Raw genomic sequence first — 18,657 nt, 5'->3', positions numbered from 1 at the left:
CACTTTATTTGGAAGTTAGCAAAACCAGATCCAGTAGTTATATTAAACATAATTTCATATTTTGTCTGTAAAAATACTTGACAGGCGCGAATGAAGATGTCTAAAAAATAGTAAATCCGCTATAAACCACTTGATAGGTAAGCAGCTATGTCTCGAAAACGTCAGCTATTCAAGGTAATTCAAAAAACCTTTAGACAAATTAGTAAGCAGTTTTTATCTGCAATTAACAAGCAAATCATTTGGCTACTGCAAACTATTTCTGGCACTCGAAGAAGAGGCGGCTCGGAGAATGCTGGGTTTCTGTTGCCGACAGTATCAATGGTATTAATAGTAGTCGTATTATTGACCACTGCCATTTTATATCGGTCTTTTGAACGCTCTAAAAATGCCAGTAATGTCCGGGTGAATGAGGCTGTACTTAACGCCGCAGCACCAGCCCTTGACAGAGCTAGAGCAAAATTAGACAAGCTATTCAATGACAGCCGACTACCACGAGCCGTACCTTCAGATAAAGTTTTAGAGGATACCTTAAGTAGTACTGTTAATTTGCCTGAATTTACTTTTGGAGACGAAACTCCACTAACGCTACATTATGCTTATTCAAGAACAACACCACCAATAACACCAACAAAACCAACAACAGAAGATCAGCCACTAGATCTAACAACTGCATGGATGTTCCCTACTGATACAGATAACAATGGGAAATTTGACAGCTATACTCTTTATGGAATTTACTTCCGAACTCCGCCTATAACTAGTGGCACATACAGTCGCCCTAGAAATCCTCTAGAGGCAAGAACTCCGCCCATGAGTTCTGGTAGTGTAAGCAGCAGTTGTAAAAATACTGTAGCAACAAGTGCTACTTTGGTAGGGACTACGGGCTGGGTTAGTACTGCTGGTCAGCTCCAAAAAAGCTTTTTTGTCTACACTGCTAATGTTCCCATCACTAACCAACTAGCAACTGGTAATTACGAAACTTTTAAAGGGAATAAAGGTTTTTCAAGTTTAGAATATCAACAAGACCGTATACAACTACCGCTAGTTAACAATGCGGTGGTTTATAACGATGATATAGAAGTTACCCCTGGTCCCAATTTTAACCTAAATGGACGGATCTTGACTAATAGTAACTTTTTGACTGGTAGCAATAATGTGAGACTTTATCAGGTTAGTAGTGTAAATTCCTGTTTCTATACTGAGGACAATAGCAAAATTTCTGTAGGTGGCAATTTAGGAGCTGGTGGTTTCACTGGTAGTGCAAGTAACGGTACTATAGTGGATTTATTCCAAGGACAAGGAGTTACTCCTAGTCAAAATGGTAATACTAGCACTAACATATCAGTCACTGACGGAACGAATAATATTGCCTACAATAGCCTAGCTTATGCACAGCGGATCAATCTTTTGGTGCTAGCACAGACGAATAAGGCTGCATCTACTGACCCACAGGAAGTTCAAGATGCCATTACACAGCAACTACAACTATTAAATCTAACCACAGCTACTGCCAGTGTAGCGCAACAATCCACTGTCCGTAATAACCAGTTAGTACTTTACTTTCAAAAACGTACCCGGCGTGTACCCTATGGTGAAGTTGGTTTTGGTGGAAATGCAATAATAAATCCTACAACTAGTACAGATTATACGACTACTACAGTCTTACAAGGAAGTGATAAGTCACTGCGTCCACCAGACACTTGGGTTTATCCCTTTGCTCCTAGTGATGGTAAAACTAAAACTAATTATTCAAATTTAACACTTAACACTAATAGTACTAAGCTGCTACCTGGTGCTACACAACCAGTTACGCAACAAACATTAGGTAAAGAACAATACATTGGCGATCGCATTTTGCTTGGCAATAACCTGCCTGCATTGTGGTGGAATGGAACGACATTTGTTGGTTCAGATGTTACCACAAATACCCAAGATATTGCAAATATTAACTGGGATAGCGGCAGTGGAACTCGGACTCGCAGCAGTCGTGTACAGCAACTAGCTGATTTAGGAACTGTTGACCGAGATGGAGATTGGGAAGTGGCAGCTGCTACAGTACCAACTACTGTCGCCGCTCCTGTGGGTGGCTTGCGGGTAGTCACTGGTGCAGGGATTTATTTACCTCCACTTTTAACTGTTAGTAGTACCCTAACTGCTTTAAACACGGCGGCGGCAGCTACAAATAGAATTTGGTCAGATATGATGCCCGTGCCTAATACTATTGGCATTAATCAAGATACTTACAAGACTAATATAGTATTACCCGATCCTGTTAACACGCCGTATTTACGGATGCGGGCTACAGCAGTTTATCACTACCAAGCGAGTGGCTATAGTGCGACAAGCCCTAAACCTATTGCTTGTATAAGTAGCTTCTACGACCCGACAAATAGCACTACAGCTAAGAACCTCAATAGTCCTAGTCTTCCGTCTGTGCCAAGTTTTATCTATGACAAAGCTGCGGGTGGTAACTCCCATAATGGTATTGTCTACGCAGCTCCAACAAAGGGTGTTTCTGACTATTTAACTTTACTAAAATACCAAGCTAATTTAATGTATCCCAATGGGCGGTTGGTAAATCCAACACTGAACACCGCTATGGGGCTAGTCGCTGCCTCTGGGACACTCACAATCTCACAGCAGTCTGCTATTGATGCTTCTATTTGTGCCATCCAAATATTAGATGGTAGTATCGGCGCTCCAAGTAATAGCGTCATCCCTCACGGCGCAATTTACGAAAACGCTTTTTTAGATGCTAGACAGATTAAGGCAATTCATAAAGATGTATCAACAGTTGGTGTAGAAACATTCACCAACGCTGATGGTGTAAATGGAGATGGAACTGGGACAGTAGCAAATGTACCAAATCCATCTACTGGTTCCTCGGCTCCAGACTATGAACTCCTCAAAGAAACCCGCCAACCTCTGGAAATTCGCGCCACTGTATTAGACATTAATAAGTTGCGGACAATTACTTATGGCACAGCAACACCACAAGAATACTTAATTCCCAATAGCGGTATTATTTACGCTACTCGTGATGATGCATTGCCTGATTTGAGTTATCCTGCTGGAATTTTAGCAGCAGATACAGCGACACAAAGACAAACAAAACAAGATACTCAAAAATCACAAAGCCCTGTAGATTATAAACTTGACCCAACTCGCCGTCCCAACGCCATTATGTTGATCAATGGCAACCCAATCTGGCGTGTTCAGGCTTACACAGATGCAGAAAAAGGCTTGGTTCTAGCTTCTAATTTGCCTGTATATATTTTAGGCGACTTTAATAAACATAGCCAAGAAGAGTTTATAACAGCTCTAGCTAGTAATTTGGGCAATTTTTACTCTCGCTCAGACCTTAATCCAAACTTTGCTTGTCGTACTGGTGATCCTAGACTACCAAATTGTACCACTGGGGACGCATGGCGACCTGCCAGCGTATTGTCAGATGCGATCACACTTCTTTCTACTACCTATAAGACGGGCTACCGCAGCGATGGAGACTATGACCTGAATAATAACTTGGGAGATACTAATTCCATTATCGGTAATACCAGTATTATTCCCAATATTTTCGGATTTAATAAAAATGGATTTGCTACCAACAACAGTAATGTCGTTAATGCTCCCTGGTATGATCCTAACGCTGGCTCTAATCAAGGCTTGCCCCTTGCCGCTAAAAGCAGTTCTTACCTCAACAACTTTGTTACACCCATCCAGCGAAGGAAAACTGCCCCAGAGTATTTAATGGAAGTATGTAAGAAACTACCTGTTTCAGCTTGCGATCCAACTGATTGGTGGGTAACACTACCCAATGATACTACTGGTAATACTACATATTCATTAGGTCTAAAAGCCTCTAATGTTACTGATGTTATTGGACAGCCTTTTTTGCTGACAAAACATAAAGCAGGTACAACAGCACAAGCACAATCACCGACTGGTCTTAATCCTGAATATCTAGGCTATCCTCGTCGTGTTGCCTTTCTCCGTAATGCATCTGGACAACTCACGCTTACTAGTAATCAACCAACCATTATAGGTATCAAGGGCGGGAAAATAACTTCATTTCCACTCAGTACTTTTAGTTCTAGCCACCCAGATAACACAGCTAATTCTCTATGGTTCTATTCAAACAACAGTGATAATAATCCCCCAACAGTACTTTCACCATCAACATTTACTGCTACTACAACAACCCAACCAGCTTTATCGCCAGTGTTACAAATTAGAGTTGCTTTCAGCACTAGTAATGAAAATGCATTTGACGTACTGGGTTCTGGCAGTGTACAGAATTCTTATTGGCTTCAATGGGCAACATCTACCACCTTTAACTTAGCCGCAGCAGGGGCAGACACCCCAGCTCGTCCTACAGAAGACAATGGTGGTTTACACAACTTTGTCCGCCTCTTGGAAAATTGGAACCCAAGTGACTCAATCCCAGCTTATATAGCTACAATTAACGGCTCTTTTATCCAAAGAACTCGTAGTGCCTACGCTACTGCACCATTTTTAGCATACTTAAATGGCTCATCCCTGACAGCATATCCGACAAATAATGGTGGTGGTCAAATACCTTATTACCAGCCTCCCAATCGGCAGTGGGGTTATGATGTCGCCTTGCTCTCACAATCACCAGACGCATTTTCGCAAAAGTTAGCGATAACGCCAAATAACAAACCCAATGAGTACTTCCGGGAAGTTGGTCGAGATGATACATGGGTGCAAACGTTGTTGTGTGCCAAAAAAGCCTCAGACAGTAGTTATGCCGTCGATGCCGATCAACGTCCTAGCTGTAGTTAATCTTTAATTCCTAGAAAGTGGTGAGTAACTATGATTAAGCGCAAACAACAGCAAGTAAGTCAATCATCTGGTGAGTCTGGTTTTACGATCATCGAGTCACTGGTAGCAATAGTCGTAGTTACTGTTTTAGTGGCAGCGATCGCACCTACAATCGTGATTGCAACAGCAACCCGCGTCCAATCAAAACGCATAGAGTTAGCCACACAAGCTGCCAGAACTTTCATTGATGGTGTGAAAACTGGTGCAGTGACAACTCCTGCTACCACTATTACATTGACTCTATCAGCTACTGCAACACCCAGAAGTTTAGCTGACAATTTACTTACCCCGAGCGCCACAAGTATGCCAGTTCCTGCAACATCAACGTCAACATCGTTATATTGCGTTAAAAAAGACACAAATAACATCCTAACTATTAGTAACCCAGACTGTACAAGCAACGTAAACAAGATATTTTACATTCAAGCTGTAAAACTTATAGTAACAGGAAGTACCCCAATTAATAGCACAACAGGTCTCCCAATTGATGGTTACGGTTTGGGAATTCGAGTTTATCGGTCAGATATTGACTTTACTAAAACTGTCAACGCTAGCGACAGTAGTAACAATAAAAGACAAAACACTTTCATTGGGACTTTGGGCAATACCCAATCCCCATTAGTGGAAATGACCACTGTAATTGGTTCTAAAAACACTTCCTTCAATACTCTGTGTCAGCGCCTTGCTATTACTAACAGCACTACTAGTAACAACACTTGTAATTAATCCTGTGCAGTAGGGTTGAAAGCTAACTTTTCACGTTATGTGAAAAAAACAACGCGAAACCTAACCCATTAGGGCGTGTTTTCAAACTCAAAAAGTAGGTTGGGTTAAGCGTAGCGCAACCCAACAAAGCAACGCAAATGTTGGGTTTTGTTCCTCAACCCAACCTACATTTAAGTCTAATTTGGGGTTTGAAAACAGTCCCCAGCCCCCTTCCCCACAAGGGAAGGGGGGAAATTCAAAACCTCTCTCCTCTTAGGAAAAAGGTTTTCCAGATACCGTGAAAAGTCAGGGTTGAAAGATATAACTTTCAAGATGGTGGTCATTCAACAACCGTAATCGTTAACCTTGTGAATACATAGTATAACTGTACACCACCATTCGCTAGATGTATTTCTATCAATAAGGGGCAAACGTTAGTTATGAAGAATGTACTCAAATTTCTTCTCAGCATTCAGCTGAAACACTCTAAATTTGTTCAGCAAGTTAATGGTTTTACCCTGATAGAACTTTTGGTAGCCTTAGTGCTGGCATTCCTCGTGCTTACGCCACTACTAACATTCATGGTTAATATTCTCAGTACAGATCAAAATGAGCAAGCCAAGGCAAATTCTGAACAAGAAATCCAGACAGCACTAGATTACATTGGCAATGATTTACAACAAGCTGTCTACATATATGATAAAACTGCACTGACTACCAATTCAAATAGTGTCGCAACAAGCTCAGGAATTCAAGACCAAATACCCCCTGTTAAGGCAGCTAGTGGTTGTACCAGTTCTTCTACTTGTCAACCAATTCTGGTGTTTTGGAAACGCAAGTTTGTCTCAGGTGCGATTACACTTTCCAGCAGCACTACATCAACCACAAAAGATGATACTTTTGTTTACTCACTAGTTGCCTACTATTTAATCAAAGATAGTAGTACTACTTGGTCAAAAGCGGCTCGTATTGCTAGATTTGAAATTAGCGATGGAGTTCTGGCTACTAGTGGTACTACTAGCGGTATTGCTGGGAATTGTACTGGTTATTCAAATGACACATATATTGACACCAACCACTGCCCCGATGCAGGTTTTCAGCGTTTTAACCTGAATTTAGCAGGAGCAGCAGGTCTAACTCCCAAAATGAATTCATGGACAACAGCAACGGCCGCTTACACTCAACAACCTTTAGTACTAATTGATTTTATCGATCAAACCTCTATTGGTTCAACAACTCTTACTTGTCCCACTAGCTCCTATGGAACCTCTCCAATAACTCCAACAGTTAGCTCAGGTAGTTATATGGGCTTTTATACTTGCGTTGATGTTGCCAACACCACAGCACAGGTGTTTTTACGAGGTAATGCACTAGCTCGGTTGCAAACTAGCAATTTCGATTATTCTTCAAATAACCAAACTTACTTTCCCACAGCAAACCGCCGCGTACAGGGACGTGGATATTTATTTAGTAAATAAACTTGATATACACAGCACAACTAATGGTGGGGCATTATGGGCAACCTAACTTTAAAGTTATTCCACACTAGGATCTGTAATAAAGATACCCAGGAGCGATTTAATCCTCAACAGGATGCTGGTTTTACTTTAATAGAAGTGCTTGTAGTGCTGCTAATGATCGGAATTTTATCAGCGATCGCAGCTCCTGGTTGGCTTGGCTTTGTAAATCGACAGCGGGTAAATAAGGCTAACGATGCCGTTTTGGCTACACTACAAGAAGCACAGAGCGAAGCTAAAAGAAATAAACTTAGCTACAGTGTCAGTTTTCAGAAAAATAGCACAACTCAAAATGTGGAGGTTGCTATTTATAATACCACTGCTGGAATCAGCACATGGAAACCTTTAGGGGCGGATGTAGGCGTTAGCTCTGATAAATTTCTGCTAGGTGCAAATCTCAGTAGTGAAAACGCTGCCAATTCTACTACTAATTCTCCTGTATCCTACCCTCCCTCAAGTACACCAACAAAAATTACCTTTGACTATATGGGGGCTTTACCAACTTTACCAACTCCAAACTTTGGAACAGTGGCAGCAGGTACAGAGCCACCTGGGTTAAAAATAGTGGTAGCTGTACCAAGCTCTGCAAATTCTACATTGGCTAGTAGCGTAAAGCGATGCGTCATTGTGAAAACTCTCTTAGGCTCAATGATTACAGCAAAAGACAATCAATGCAATTAAGTACTTTAAGTAGCAATATTTATTCAAAAACACGCAATACCACTGTACATAAAACTGCACATTGATAGCAAAATTAAAATATCATGTGCAGTTTTAATGTTTGATATATTTATTTAAGAGCCACTGATAAATTAGCCATTAGCTGAACATCTAAAAAGCGTCCTAATCAAAATATCAAAAGATAACTTTTGTCAAATGACTGAAAACCTTGACTTTACTGTAGCTATCCCAACTTATAATGGTGAAAGTCGTTTGCCTGAACTACTAGAACGACTACAAAACCAACTTCACACCGAAAATTTATCTTGGGAAATTATAGTTGTAGACAATAACAGCACTGATAACACAGCTAAAGTTGTTCAAACCTATCAGCAAAATTGGCAGTGTCCTTACCCTTTAAAGTATTGCTTTGAAGAGCAACAGGGAGTAGCTTATGCCCGAAAAAGGGCAGTGCAACAAGCTGAAGGTCAACTCATAGGTTTTCTAGATGATGACAACTACCCAAGATCAAATTGGGTATTCCAAGCTGTTGCTTTTGGTGAAAAATACCCCTTAGCGGGAGCTTATGGCAGCCAAATTCACCCTGACTGGGAAGTAGAACCACCAGAAAACTTTCAGCGAATTGCTCCATTCTTGGCAATTACAGAGCGAGGTAATTTACCCCTATTATATGAAACAGCCAAAAAATTACTACCTCCTGCTGCCGGACTTGTTGTCCGTAGAAAAGCCTGGTTAGAAAGTGTACCAGATAAATCTATTTTAACTGGGAGAGTTCAAGGCAATATGCTTGCCAGTGAAGACTTAGAAACATTGTCTCATATCCAAAAATCAGGATGGGAAATTTGGTATAACCCAGAAATGGAAGTTTCTCACAAAATCCCAAGTTTTCGGTTGCAAAAAGAGTATTTAATTCCATTTTTTCGCGGTATTGGACTTAGCCGTCATGTAACTAGAATGGTGAATGTCAAACATGTATATAGACCATTTGCTCTTTTATCTTATATGATAAATGACCTGCGTAAAATCACTTTACACTTACTAAAATACTGGAATATCTTGAAAACTGATTTAGTTGTAGCTTGTGAAATGCAACTTTTTCTAAGTAGTTTAGTTAGTCCTTTTTATCTTTGGAAAAATAGCTATTTAAGTAAAAAACACAATTAGAAATTATATATATGAATAAAATGATTGAAAAACTAGATTTTACCGTAGCTATTCCTACATACAATGGTGCAAAACGTTTACCTCAAGTTTTAGACTTTTTACTCAAGCAGACGGGAATAGAAAAGCTAAATTGGGAAATAATTATTATTGACAATAATAGTCACGATAATACAAATGAGGTAATTAAGCATTATCAAAAAACTTATAGCCAGAATATTTGTTTGAGGTACTTCTTCGAGAATAAACAAGGAATACCTTTTGCAAGAATGCGGGCGATAAGTGAAGCGAGAGGTGAGTTTGTTGCATTCGTAGATGATGATAATCTATTAGCACCTGATTGGATTTTACAATCTTATACTTTTGGCAAAGAGCATCCTCAAGCAGGTGCTTGGAGTGGACAGATTCATGGAGATTTTGAAGGAAAGCCACCAGAAAATTTTGAAAGAATTCAAGCTTTTTTAGCTATAAGAGAACATGGTTCAAATCCACATTTATTTGATGCAGTTAATTTAAGACTTCCTCCTGGTGCTGCGCTTGTTGTTCGGAAACAAGTATGGTGTGAAAATGTACCACAACGACCTAGTTTAAGCGGCAAGTTGCCTGGTATTTTTGTCCAGGGTGATGATTATGAAGCATTGCTTTATATACATTATGGAGGCTGGCAAATTTGGTATAACCCTACTATGCATACTTATCATCAAATACCAGATTGGCGACTTGAGAGAGATTACCTTCTAACTCTAGCACGCGGCTGTGGTTTGTGTATTTTCCAGCTACGCCTGATAAATACTAAAAATTGGCAAAAACCAATAGTGTTTGTAAAAACTATTTTAGGGAATTTACGCCGAGCATTACAGCACCTCATTCAGTATAGAGGGCAATTAAAAAATAATCTAATTGCCCTTTTTGAAATGGAGTTTTACTTGGCTAGCATGATCAGTCCTTTTTACTGCTTAAAATGTCATATACGTAGAGTATTAAACCAATTCGCAATTATGTTTTATAACGGGGATTTCACCCCGACACTAAACATGCTACCAATCAAGGGAGAGAAATTAAACCCCAAAACTTTGTTAAAAATAAACTAGCTCTATAAAATGATTATATCTAGTAAAAAAATGCCAAAAATTTCTGTAATCATTCCTGCTTACAATAGTGAAAATACCATTAATTACACCATTGAATCTGTTCTCAATCAAACTTTTACTGACCTAGAATTAATTGTAATTAATGATGGTTCCCAAGATTCAACTTTAGAAGTTATTACACAAATCCAAGACTCACGAATAAAAATATTTTCCTATCCCAATGCTGGCGGAAATATAAGTCGTAACCGAGGGCTACACCATGCAGTAGGAAAATTTGTTAGTTTCTTAGATGCAGATGATCTTTGGACACCTGATAAACTTCAGTCTCAGTTAAAGGCTCTGCAAGAAAACGTTACTGCGAAAGTTGCTTACAGTTGGACTGATTATATTGACGCAAATGGTCAATTTGTACTTTCAGGTAAGCGCATTAATGTCAATGGAGATGTTTATGAAAATCTGTTGTTGATTAATTTTTTGGAGAATGGTTCCAATCCTTTGATTTGTAAAGAAGCTTTAATTGAATTAGGTGGATTTGATAAATCCCTAAGTGCTGCTCAAGATTGGGATATGTGGCTGCGATTAGCCTGCAAGTTCGATTTTGTATGCATACCATCTGTGCAAATCCTATACAGAATAAGTGCTAATTCAGTTTCTTCTAATCTTGTAAGACAGGAAAAAGCCTGCTTACAAGTACTTGAACAAGCGTATCAGGCAAGACCATCGACACTTAAGCAGAGTTGGAATATAAGCCTAGCAAATTTATACAAATACTTGACCTGCAAAGGTCTACAAAAACCGTTTAATGGACAAAAATGTCTAGCATCTGCTAGATTTCTGTGGAAGTATTTTCTTAATGACCCTTCAAGACTTCAGAATATAAATTTCACCTTAAAATTGTTATTGAAAATTATCATAATTTTTACCTTGCCCACTTTGCTCTACAGTATTACTAATTGGCGCGAAGTAAGAAGCCAAGAAACTGAAACATTCCTCAACATCTGGGTAGCTGAAAAACGATCAGAAAACAAAAATGGATACCCACATGCATCTACCGTCTCTAGTTAATACAAAAAATCCTTTGAATAAGCACTCCAGTAGTGGTTTTACCTTACCAGAGATGTTAGTAGTTGTTCTATTAATTGGTATATTAGCTACGGTAGGAATACCTAACTGGCTAGCTTTTGTGGACACTCAACGCCTCAACACTGCCCAAAACGAAGTTCACCTTGCTATGCGCCAAGCCAAAAGGCAAGCCACTAAAGAAAAATTGACTTGGCAAGCCAGCTTTCGTGAACAAAACGGTATTGTTCAATGGGCAGTTCATCCTGCTACAGTAAACCCATCTGATGCTAACTGGAACAACTTAGATGCGAATGTGCGCCTTGATTCTGAGACAAACTTCCAACCGTCACTCAGTACTGTACAAGAAGTTAGATTTGACTACAGAGGTAACGCTAAAGATTTAGGACGGATCGCGCTATTTAATAAGCATGGTGGTAAAGCTAAACGTTGTGTAATAGTTTCTACAATTTTAGGGGAAATGCGAACCGCAAAGGAGCATACTACAACCAATAACGAAAAGTATTGCTATTAAGGTATTTTTAGTTTATTTAAACAAGGTATTGTGTGCTGAACTTACCAGCAAATCCAAAACAGCACCTGATTATTTTCACTCGCTATCCAGAACCAGGTAAGACAAAAACCTGATTGATACCTGCTTTCGGAACTGTCGGTGCTGCCAATCTTCAACGGGAAATGACTGAATATACAGTATTTCAGGTTTAAGAATTGCAAAAAGCCATTGACATATCTGTGGAAGTGCGGTTTGCAGGTGGCGATTCGCAACTCATGCAAGACTGGCTGGGGTTGGATTTGGTTTACCAGTCTCAAGGTGAAGGGGATCTAGGTTCGCGGATGACGCGATCGCTTAGAAATGCCTTTCTATCTGGTGTAGAAAATAAAATTATCATCGGTAAAGATTGTCCTGAAGTGAATGCCCAAATTTTAGCAACAGCCTTTGAGAAATTACACGCCTTTGACCTCGTACTTGGCCCTGCGAGTCTACACTAGGCTTTACCCACCTCCGTGGCTTTCAAACACTCAATTTTTCCTTAGTCCGCGTAAGCGGACTACCCTTCTCTACGAGAGGCTGCGCCAACGGGAACGCCAAGGGCGAACGCTTTTATAGCCGCGAATTCTATTCGGTCTGGCTCTAAGTTTACAGATGTGCGCCCCTACAAAAGACCTGTATTACGACTGATTGAGAACTGCAATAAGAAAAATTGGGTAATTAATCAGTCTTTTTCTCCAGCCCCGCATTGGCTTTGTATCTTAAACTACTAGGAATTTCCTGAAGACACTGCACATAACAAATGTTACTGTGGCCTAGTTGAAAACCAAGAGGCAGATAGCCTTTACCAGTATTGAATCTGCTTTATGTTTTTACAGAACAGTCACGGTCATGGGCACAATATTCAAGTAGCTTGAAATATGAAAATCACTCGTATTCACCGCCAGTTTGAAAAACTATGGTTAACCGTTTTGCTTCCGTGAGTACTGCCCTCACACTTAAGGTAGTTGGAATAATCTGCATTTTGTCTTTTTTCGTTGACTTTTTGATTCTATTGTTACCCTTTCAACCTACTGATCGGGTATGGCAAATCAATTTGGCAACAGCGCTAGTTGATCGAGGAATTGTACCTTTAGTAGGTTTGGGGCTTCTGTTTGCTGCCTATTGGATTGATAGTGCTGATGCAGTCAGCGATCGCCCCCAAGGGATCGATTTAAGATTTCCCGCCGTGATCCTCTCAAGTATTTTAGGGTTGATGTTCTTGCTGATTTTTCCCCTGCACCTCAATAACGTCAATCAAGCTAAGACTCAAACACTCAACCGAATCGCCCAAGAAGCAGATCAGGCAGAAAATAAACTGAACACTGATTTCTCGCAATTGCAAGCAAAACTGACTACTGAGGAAGGAAAAGCTCAACTAGAGCAAGTGCGAAACCAAACCAAAGCTCAGTTTAGTGAAATCCTCAAAGATGAGCAAAAATATAAGCAAGCACTTGAAAGCTCTCAAATTCCTCCAAATATCAAAGAGTTACTGAAGAAGGCTAAAACAAATCCCCAAGTACTTGACAAAGCTATCGAACAACAAACAGATATTCAGACGCTGCGAACTCAAAAACTGAGCCAGCTTCGTCAGAGCAGAGAGGAAGCAGAGAACCAAGCTAAAGATGCTGCTTGGAAGTCTGGACTGCGGATTGGGATTAGCAGTTTGCTGTTGTCCATTGGTTACATTATCATCGGCTGGACAGGCTTAAGAGGTAGCGGTGCTTTACAAGGTGCTAAACCTAGAGCTACCGCACGCTAATCCACTATTGGCATGGCAGTAGGACGTATTCAAAAATTGTTGACGGCTCATACTGCCATGCGCCTAACAGCTAATAACAATAAAAAGACAATTATCACTGAGTAAAATCGCTATAGAACTTGGGTAATGTTCTCAATTTACATACTGACATATAACGAAGAGCTAGATATTGCTGCTTGTATCGAATCGGCAATGCTATCGGATGACATCATTGTTGTGGATTCATGCAGTAGCGATCGCACTGTGGAAATCGCCAGTCGCTATCCCATCCGCGTCGTCCAACATGCTTTTGAAAGCCACGGACGCCAACGCACCTGGATGTTAGAGTCTATCCCCCCGAAGCACGAATGGGTTTACATTCTCGAAGCTGACGAGCGCATGACACCAGAACTGTTCGCGGAATGCCAAAAGGCAAGTCAGAATCCAGACTACATTGGTTACTACGTGGCTGAACGCGTGATGTTCATGAATCGTTGGATTCGGTACAGCACACAGTATCCCCGTTACCAAATGCGCCTCTTTTGCCACGGGAAAGTGTGGTTTACGGACTACGGTCATACTGAACGCGAAGTTTGTGAGGGTGCAACTAGCTTTTTAAAAGAAACATACCCCCACTACACTTCTAGCAAGGGCTTGAGCCGCTGGATTGAAAAACATAACCGTTATTCTACAGATGAAGCTCAAGAAACATTGTATCAACTAGAACAAGGAAAGGTTAGCTGGCAAGATTTATTTTTTGGCAAATCGGAAGTCGAAAAACGCCGCGCCCTGAAAGATTTGTCTTTGCGTTTACCCGCCAGGCCGTTGTTACGGTTTGTATATATGTATTTTATCTTAGGCGGCTGTTTAGATGGACGCGCCGGAATCGCTTGGTGTACATTGCAGGCATTCTACGAATACCTGATTTTGCTCAAAGTTTGGGAAATGAAGTATCTACCAAAACCTAATTTAGACGCAACAGCAATTCTGCCACAAGAGAGTACACAACAGGTGCAGTGCGTGGATTCTGAAACTACACAGGCTGATGCGACGTAAAGGGGACTGGAGATTAGAAGGATTACGTACTACAATTTGAAGCAGCGATCACAAAATCATAATTCAGAAGTAGAGGCGCACAGCTAGCTGTGCGCCTCTAATGCATGTTACATCTAAACAATAACCACCATAATAAATTAATATTTTTAACAGAGCATTTTCATAAAAGCCGCTCCTGCTTAAATGTGAGTGATTGACCAGATAAAATGGTTCCTTAGTTTACCTAGTAGTACTTTCACAATCATCAGCAGCTTTTGATTGAGCGCGGTAGATTAGTAATACCTAAGGACTTGCAATAATCATTTACAAGTCTTACAAAGAAAAGTAACATCCTCTAAGAATAACTAGTCGCCATCGGATTGGTTAATGTCTATGTGTATGCTTATAGGAAAATAGCTGATTTCCAGCAACAAGTACGTGTTTTTGCGGCAGCAGCCAACTTGCTAGCGTTTTGGACAGTTACTTGCGGCAGAAGCTGCCAAGTTAAAGTCTTCGCAATTTGACGAATCTGCTGGTATGGATACCAATAATAAAAGTTCCTCTAGCTTAAAACAGGAGAATCGGGGCTTGGTAATCGATCGCCTAAAACAGGACTTAAAAAACGACCTGATTGCTGGTTTGTTGGTAGTAATTCCCCTAGCAACCACTATCTGGCTGACAATTACCATTGCTACTTGGGTAATCAATTTCCTCACCCAAATTCCCAAACAACTGAATCCCTTTGATGGGTTAAACCCAATTGTAGTAAATGTACTGAATTTGTTAGTAGGATTGGCTGTGCCACTACTGAGTATACTATTGATGGGCTTGATGGCTCGCAATATTGCTGGCCGGTGGTTGCTAGATTTTGGTGAGCGGTTATTACAGGCAATTCCCTTGGCTGGGCAGGTATACAAAACCCTAAAACAGCTTTTAGAAACAATACTAAAAGATTCTAATGGCAAGTTTCGCCGGGTAATTTTGGTAGAGTATCCCCGCCGAGGAATTTGGGCGATCGCCTTTGTCACTGGTGCAATCAGCAGCGATATCCAAGCCCAGATATCTCGCCCGGTGCTAAGTGTTTTTATCCCCACCACCCCGAATCCGACTACCGGCTGGTATGCAGTCGTTCCTGAAGACGAGGTGGTGAACCTCTCCATGTCGATTGAAGACGCCTTTAAAATAGTTGTATCAGGTGGCATTGTTGCCCCCAATACGCCCTTGGTTTTCCCCAAAGAGTCCACACTAGAAGTGAAACACGACCAAATCAAGCAGCAGGTTATTCCCGTTGAAGAAACTTAAAATCAATCTGGCAAAGTCACAAGCAAATGCGTAATGTTGTTGTTTGACTGTGCCAAAATTAATATGATTGTAAGTTTGTGCCGCTTAGTTAATCAGTTCTCGCACAATCAACCCTCAGTTTTATGCAACCTCGTAAACCCCAGCAAATTGCTCGTGAATTGGCGCTTTTAAGCCTTAGCCAATTGCCAGTAAACCCAAAGAAATTAGATAAATTGGCAGACGATCAACTAGTATCCAAGTTGGTGCTAGGAGCAGTACGCACCCTGACCTCAGAAGTGCAAGATACCCTCGATAATGCCGCAGGTGAACTGCAACGCAGTAATGATCGCCTCTTAAGTAGCCAAACTCGGGCCTCCGACCTTAATACTGCTAGAACAATGCTCCAAGAAGCGATCGCCTGCACCCAAACAGCAATCAATCAGTTGGGTACAGCAGTTGATTTCCCAGAATTGATTCAGTTAGCTAATCAGGACAAGGGAGTCCGGAATTACGCTAAAGAGCTTGTGATTACAGTCAGCGAAAATCGACACATTATAGATGAACTCATTTCTACTGCCTTAGTAGATTGGCAAGTAACTCGCCTCGCCCAAATTGACCGGGATATCCTGCAAATCGCTGTGGCAGAAATGAAGTTTTTAGGAGTGCCAGATAGTATCGCCATCAACGAAGCTGTGGAGCTAGCCAAACGCTACAGTGGAGACGAAGGTCATCGGTTTATTAACGGTGTTTTACGCCGAGTCACTGAGCAGAAAAAAACAGCATAGTACCACTGGGGAATTCTTAATTTGTAATGACGTTCTCTACGAGACGCTCTTGCTAGCTTGCTTCTTTGCAGGAGTACGATGACTCGCTAACGTAATTCGTAATTTGTAATTCCTATACTGCGGTGAAGAAAAGTCTGTAGCCGCTTCTGCGGCTTCCTCCGAGGGGGACTTCTCCCTACAGCCCTTCTCAAGACAGGAGACGCTGTTCGCGTTCGGGCATCCTACGGCAGGCGCTAGCCTCTCACGAATGGGAGAAGGGGAGACGCTGCGCGAACGCAGGGAACCTTCTGTTGTACCAATTCTCCTGAAACTGGCGTTGAAAGGTGAGGATAACCCGGAAGTTTTCACCCCAGGAAAAAGTGCAAAGTTAAATTAAACTCATAACTTATAACTTATAACTCATATAACCAATACTGCTGCAATGGTTTTTAATTGGTTCCGTCGTAAATATAACGATTCCTCTGACACTCCCTCTGATCAGAAGCAGGAAGAAACTCCTCCCGCACAAGAACCCCAACCAGAGCCAGCCGAAACGTCAACACCAACTGCTGAAACGGCATCAGACACAACGGCAGACTTGTTGGCGTTTGCTAAAGCTGCCTACAAAAATATCCAGCAAAAACAACAAGCCGAGGTAGTAGAAACACCGCCTGATTCAGTAGATACCTCAGCACCATCAGCACAACCGGAAACCGCAGAAACGGCAATTGCCCAAATCACCGAACAAAAACCAACTGAGTCACCTGCTAGTACAACCGTAGAAACTGCACAGCCAGAAGTTATCCAAGCAGCTACTGAGGAAGAAATTACAGAAGATTTCTCAGTAGCAGCAATTGCTGAAGAGCCAGATGTCACAAGCCCAGAACTAACCGCAAATGAAGCTGAACCAACACCTACCGAAGCACTAGCTACGCCAGAGGCAACACAGCCAACAGCACCAACTATCTTATCCTTCTTAGAACGGGCAGCAGCAGAACGGCAAGCAAAGCTGGAACAACTAATAGCCACCGCCATTGAAATCCCAGAACCGGAGATAGTACAACCAGTAGCTGCAACCTCAGAGACAGGAGAGGAAATTCCTGGACTGGTATTTGATGATGGTTTTGTCTGGTCGGCGAAAGTCCTAGCAGCTCAAGGTAGAAGTCCAGAAGACGTTTCTATTGAAGAAATTACCTGGCTGAAAAAGCTCCGGCAAGGGTTAGACAAAACTCGCCGTAGCATCCTCAACCAACTAAAGGCGATCGTCGGTCAAGGGCCGCTTAACCAAGCTGCTGTGACAGAAATTGAGGCATTGCTCCTGCAAGCTGATGTGGGTGTAGAGGCGACAGATTTTATTATCAATGCCCTACAGAAAAAACTTCGAGAAGAAGTCACCGCACCAGAAGAAGCGATCGCTTACCTGAAAAAAATCCTCCGGGATATGCTGGATGCGCCGAGCAAAACATCCCACAAAACTACCTTTACCCTAGAAAAAGAAACCTTGAACATTTGGTTAATCACTGGGGTGAATGGTGCAGGTAAAACCACCACTATCGGCAAAATTGCCCACCTGGGACAAAAATCTGGTTATAAATGCTTGATTGGGGCAGCAGACACCTTCCGCGCCGCCGCTGTGGAACAGGTGAAGATTTGGGGTAGCAGAAGTGATGTGGAAGTAATTGCCAATCCTGGAAAGAATACAGATCCAGCAGCAGTTGTATTTGATGCGATCGCTGCCGCCCAAGCGCGTCAAACAGAATTACTTCTGATAGATACGGCTGGGCGACTACAAAACAAGAAAAATTTAATGGACGAACTCAGCAAAATCCGGCGAATTATCGACAAAAAAGCCCCAAATGCCAAAGTAGAATCACTGTTGGTTCTAGATGCCACTTTAGGACAAAATGGATTGCGGCAAGCCGAAGTTTTCTCCCAAGCTGCCCAACTGAGTGGCGTTGTCTTAACCAAGCTAGATGGCACGGCTAAAGGCGGCGTTGCCCTTGCCGTTGTGCAACAGCTAGGTTTACCCATTCGCTTTATTGGTGCTGGTGAAGGAATTGAAGACCTGCGCCCCTTTTCCAGCTATGAGTTTGTCGAAGCTCTCTTGAGTGGCTAATTGAAAAATTTAGAGTTAAAAATTTTTCTTGACAAACTGATAAATTTAGGGCTGACTGATCTGGTATTATCACTTGAACTAACTAGAAACAAAATACTGAAAACATCTCAA

14 protein-coding genes and 1 pseudogene are annotated in these 18,657 nt (G+C 41.5%); all 15 read left to right on the top strand.

All coding sequences use genetic code 11. The features are described from left to right. The first annotated feature begins 147 nt into the window (after positions 1–147). The 15 genes and pseudogenes from hpsA to ftsY all read left to right on the top strand — a co-directional run bounded on the left by hpsA (position 148) and on the right by ftsY (position 18,546). Positions 148–4,806, top strand: coding sequence for a hormogonium polysaccharide biosynthesis protein HpsA (hpsA, locus tag V7K85_RS01310; RefSeq protein WP_334810862.1), 4,659 nt, complete (start codon positions 148–150; stop codon positions 4,804–4,806). Positions 4,807–4,836: 30 nt separating this feature from the next. Further along, positions 4,837–5,571 (top strand): hormogonium polysaccharide secretion pseudopilin HpsB, encoded by a 735-nt coding sequence (gene hpsB / locus V7K85_RS01305; protein ID WP_334810861.1) that lies wholly within the window; start codon positions 4,837–4,839, stop codon positions 5,569–5,571. Positions 5,572–5,990: 419 nt separating this feature from the next. After that, positions 5,991–7,028 carry a hormogonium polysaccharide secretion pseudopilin HpsC gene (gene hpsC / locus V7K85_RS01300; protein WP_334810860.1) on the top strand — a complete coding sequence of 346 codons (1,038 nt, stop codon included), beginning with the start codon at positions 5,991–5,993 and terminating at the stop codon, positions 7,026–7,028. 36 nt (positions 7,029–7,064) lie between these two features. Further along, positions 7,065–7,748 carry a prepilin-type N-terminal cleavage/methylation domain-containing protein gene (locus V7K85_RS01295; RefSeq protein WP_334810859.1) on the top strand — a complete coding sequence of 228 codons (684 nt, stop codon included), beginning with the start codon at positions 7,065–7,067 and terminating at the stop codon, positions 7,746–7,748. 195 nt (positions 7,749–7,943) lie between these two features. Beyond that, positions 7,944–8,912, top strand: coding sequence for a hormogonium polysaccharide biosynthesis glycosyltransferase HpsE (gene hpsE / locus V7K85_RS01290; protein WP_334810858.1), 969 nt, complete (start codon positions 7,944–7,946; stop codon positions 8,910–8,912). 11 nt (positions 8,913–8,923) lie between these two features. Beyond that, entirely contained in the window at positions 8,924–10,000 is a 1,077-nt protein-coding gene (gene hpsE / locus V7K85_RS01285) for a hormogonium polysaccharide biosynthesis glycosyltransferase HpsE (RefSeq protein WP_334810857.1), read from the top strand. A 30-nt stretch (positions 10,001–10,030) separates the two neighbouring features. After that, positions 10,031–11,065 (top strand): glycosyltransferase, encoded by a 1,035-nt coding sequence (locus V7K85_RS01280; RefSeq protein WP_334810856.1) that lies wholly within the window; start codon positions 10,031–10,033, stop codon positions 11,063–11,065. Beyond that, complete coding sequence (locus tag V7K85_RS01275) at positions 11,043–11,594, top strand: pilus assembly FimT family protein (RefSeq protein ID WP_334810882.1); 552 nt, start codon at positions 11,043–11,045, stop codon at positions 11,592–11,594. The genes V7K85_RS01280 and V7K85_RS01275 overlap by 23 nt, the downstream gene beginning before the upstream one ends. A gap of 32 nt (positions 11,595–11,626) precedes the next feature. After that, a pseudogene (locus V7K85_RS01270) lies at positions 11,627–12,058 on the top strand (TIGR04282 family arsenosugar biosynthesis glycosyltransferase); the annotation flags it as partial. 470 nt (positions 12,059–12,528) lie between these two features. Next, the gene (hpsJ-B, locus tag V7K85_RS01265; RefSeq protein WP_334810855.1) at positions 12,529–13,371 is read left to right on the top strand and encodes a hormogonium polysaccharide biosynthesis protein HpsJ; all 843 of its coding nucleotides are present in this window, start codon (positions 12,529–12,531) and stop codon (positions 13,369–13,371) included. 126 nt (positions 13,372–13,497) lie between these two features. Continuing rightward, positions 13,498–14,406, top strand: a complete 909-nt coding sequence (locus tag V7K85_RS01260; RefSeq protein ID WP_334810854.1) for a glycosyltransferase family 2 protein — start codon at positions 13,498–13,500, stop codon at positions 14,404–14,406. A gap of 516 nt (positions 14,407–14,922) precedes the next feature. After that, positions 14,923–15,687 (top strand): DUF502 domain-containing protein, encoded by a 765-nt coding sequence (locus V7K85_RS01255; RefSeq protein WP_334810853.1) that lies wholly within the window; start codon positions 14,923–14,925, stop codon positions 15,685–15,687. Positions 15,688–15,809: 122 nt separating this feature from the next. Then, a complete protein-coding gene (gene nusB / locus V7K85_RS01250) occupies positions 15,810–16,451 on the top strand; it encodes a transcription antitermination factor NusB (RefSeq protein WP_334810852.1) in 642 nt (213 codons plus the stop codon). A gap of 247 nt (positions 16,452–16,698) precedes the next feature. Continuing rightward, complete coding sequence (locus V7K85_RS01245; protein WP_334810851.1) at positions 16,699–16,827, top strand: hypothetical protein; 129 nt, start codon at positions 16,699–16,701, stop codon at positions 16,825–16,827. Positions 16,828–16,872: 45 nt separating this feature from the next. Beyond that, positions 16,873–18,546 carry a signal recognition particle-docking protein FtsY gene (gene ftsY / locus V7K85_RS01240; protein WP_334810850.1) on the top strand — a complete coding sequence of 558 codons (1,674 nt, stop codon included), beginning with the start codon at positions 16,873–16,875 and terminating at the stop codon, positions 18,544–18,546. Positions 18,547–18,657 lie beyond the last annotated feature (111 nt).

Origin of the sequence: Nostoc sp. (assembly GCF_036917615.1) — a bacterium.
Classification (GTDB): domain Bacteria; phylum Cyanobacteriota; class Cyanobacteriia; order Cyanobacteriales; family Nostocaceae; genus Nostoc.
Note: the sequence above shows the minus strand (reverse complement) of the source record. Positions and strands in the feature narration are given on the sequence as shown.

What these genes read in the sequence shown, in the direction of transcription:
- V7K85_RS01280 (WP_334810856.1), top strand. Translation starts at nt 10,031, where the DNA reads ATGCCAAAAATTTCTGTAATCATTCCTGCTTACAATAGTGAAAATACC.
- hpsE (WP_334810858.1), top strand. Translation starts at nt 7,944, where the DNA reads ATGACTGAAAACCTTGACTTTACTGTAGCTATCCCAACTTATAATGGT.
- V7K85_RS01275 (WP_334810882.1), top strand. Translation starts at nt 11,043, where the DNA reads ATGCATCTACCGTCTCTAGTTAATACAAAAAATCCTTTGAATAAGCAC.
- hpsJ-B (WP_334810855.1), top strand. Translation starts at nt 12,529, where the DNA reads ATGGTTAACCGTTTTGCTTCCGTGAGTACTGCCCTCACACTTAAGGTA.
- hpsE (WP_334810857.1), top strand. Translation starts at nt 8,924, where the DNA reads ATGAATAAAATGATTGAAAAACTAGATTTTACCGTAGCTATTCCTACA.
- hpsC (WP_334810860.1), top strand. Translation starts at nt 5,991, where the DNA reads ATGAAGAATGTACTCAAATTTCTTCTCAGCATTCAGCTGAAACACTCT.
- hpsB (WP_334810861.1), top strand. Translation starts at nt 4,837, where the DNA reads ATGATTAAGCGCAAACAACAGCAAGTAAGTCAATCATCTGGTGAGTCT.
- ftsY (WP_334810850.1), top strand. Translation starts at nt 16,873, where the DNA reads ATGGTTTTTAATTGGTTCCGTCGTAAATATAACGATTCCTCTGACACT.
- V7K85_RS01260 (WP_334810854.1), top strand. Translation starts at nt 13,498, where the DNA reads ATGTTCTCAATTTACATACTGACATATAACGAAGAGCTAGATATTGCT.
- V7K85_RS01245 (WP_334810851.1), top strand. Translation starts at nt 16,699, where the DNA reads ATGGGAGAAGGGGAGACGCTGCGCGAACGCAGGGAACCTTCTGTTGTA.
- V7K85_RS01295 (WP_334810859.1), top strand. Translation starts at nt 7,065, where the DNA reads ATGGGCAACCTAACTTTAAAGTTATTCCACACTAGGATCTGTAATAAA.
- nusB (WP_334810852.1), top strand. Translation starts at nt 15,810, where the DNA reads ATGCAACCTCGTAAACCCCAGCAAATTGCTCGTGAATTGGCGCTTTTA.
- V7K85_RS01255 (WP_334810853.1), top strand. Translation starts at nt 14,923, where the DNA reads ATGGATACCAATAATAAAAGTTCCTCTAGCTTAAAACAGGAGAATCGG.
- hpsA (WP_334810862.1), top strand. Translation starts at nt 148, where the DNA reads ATGTCTCGAAAACGTCAGCTATTCAAGGTAATTCAAAAAACCTTTAGA.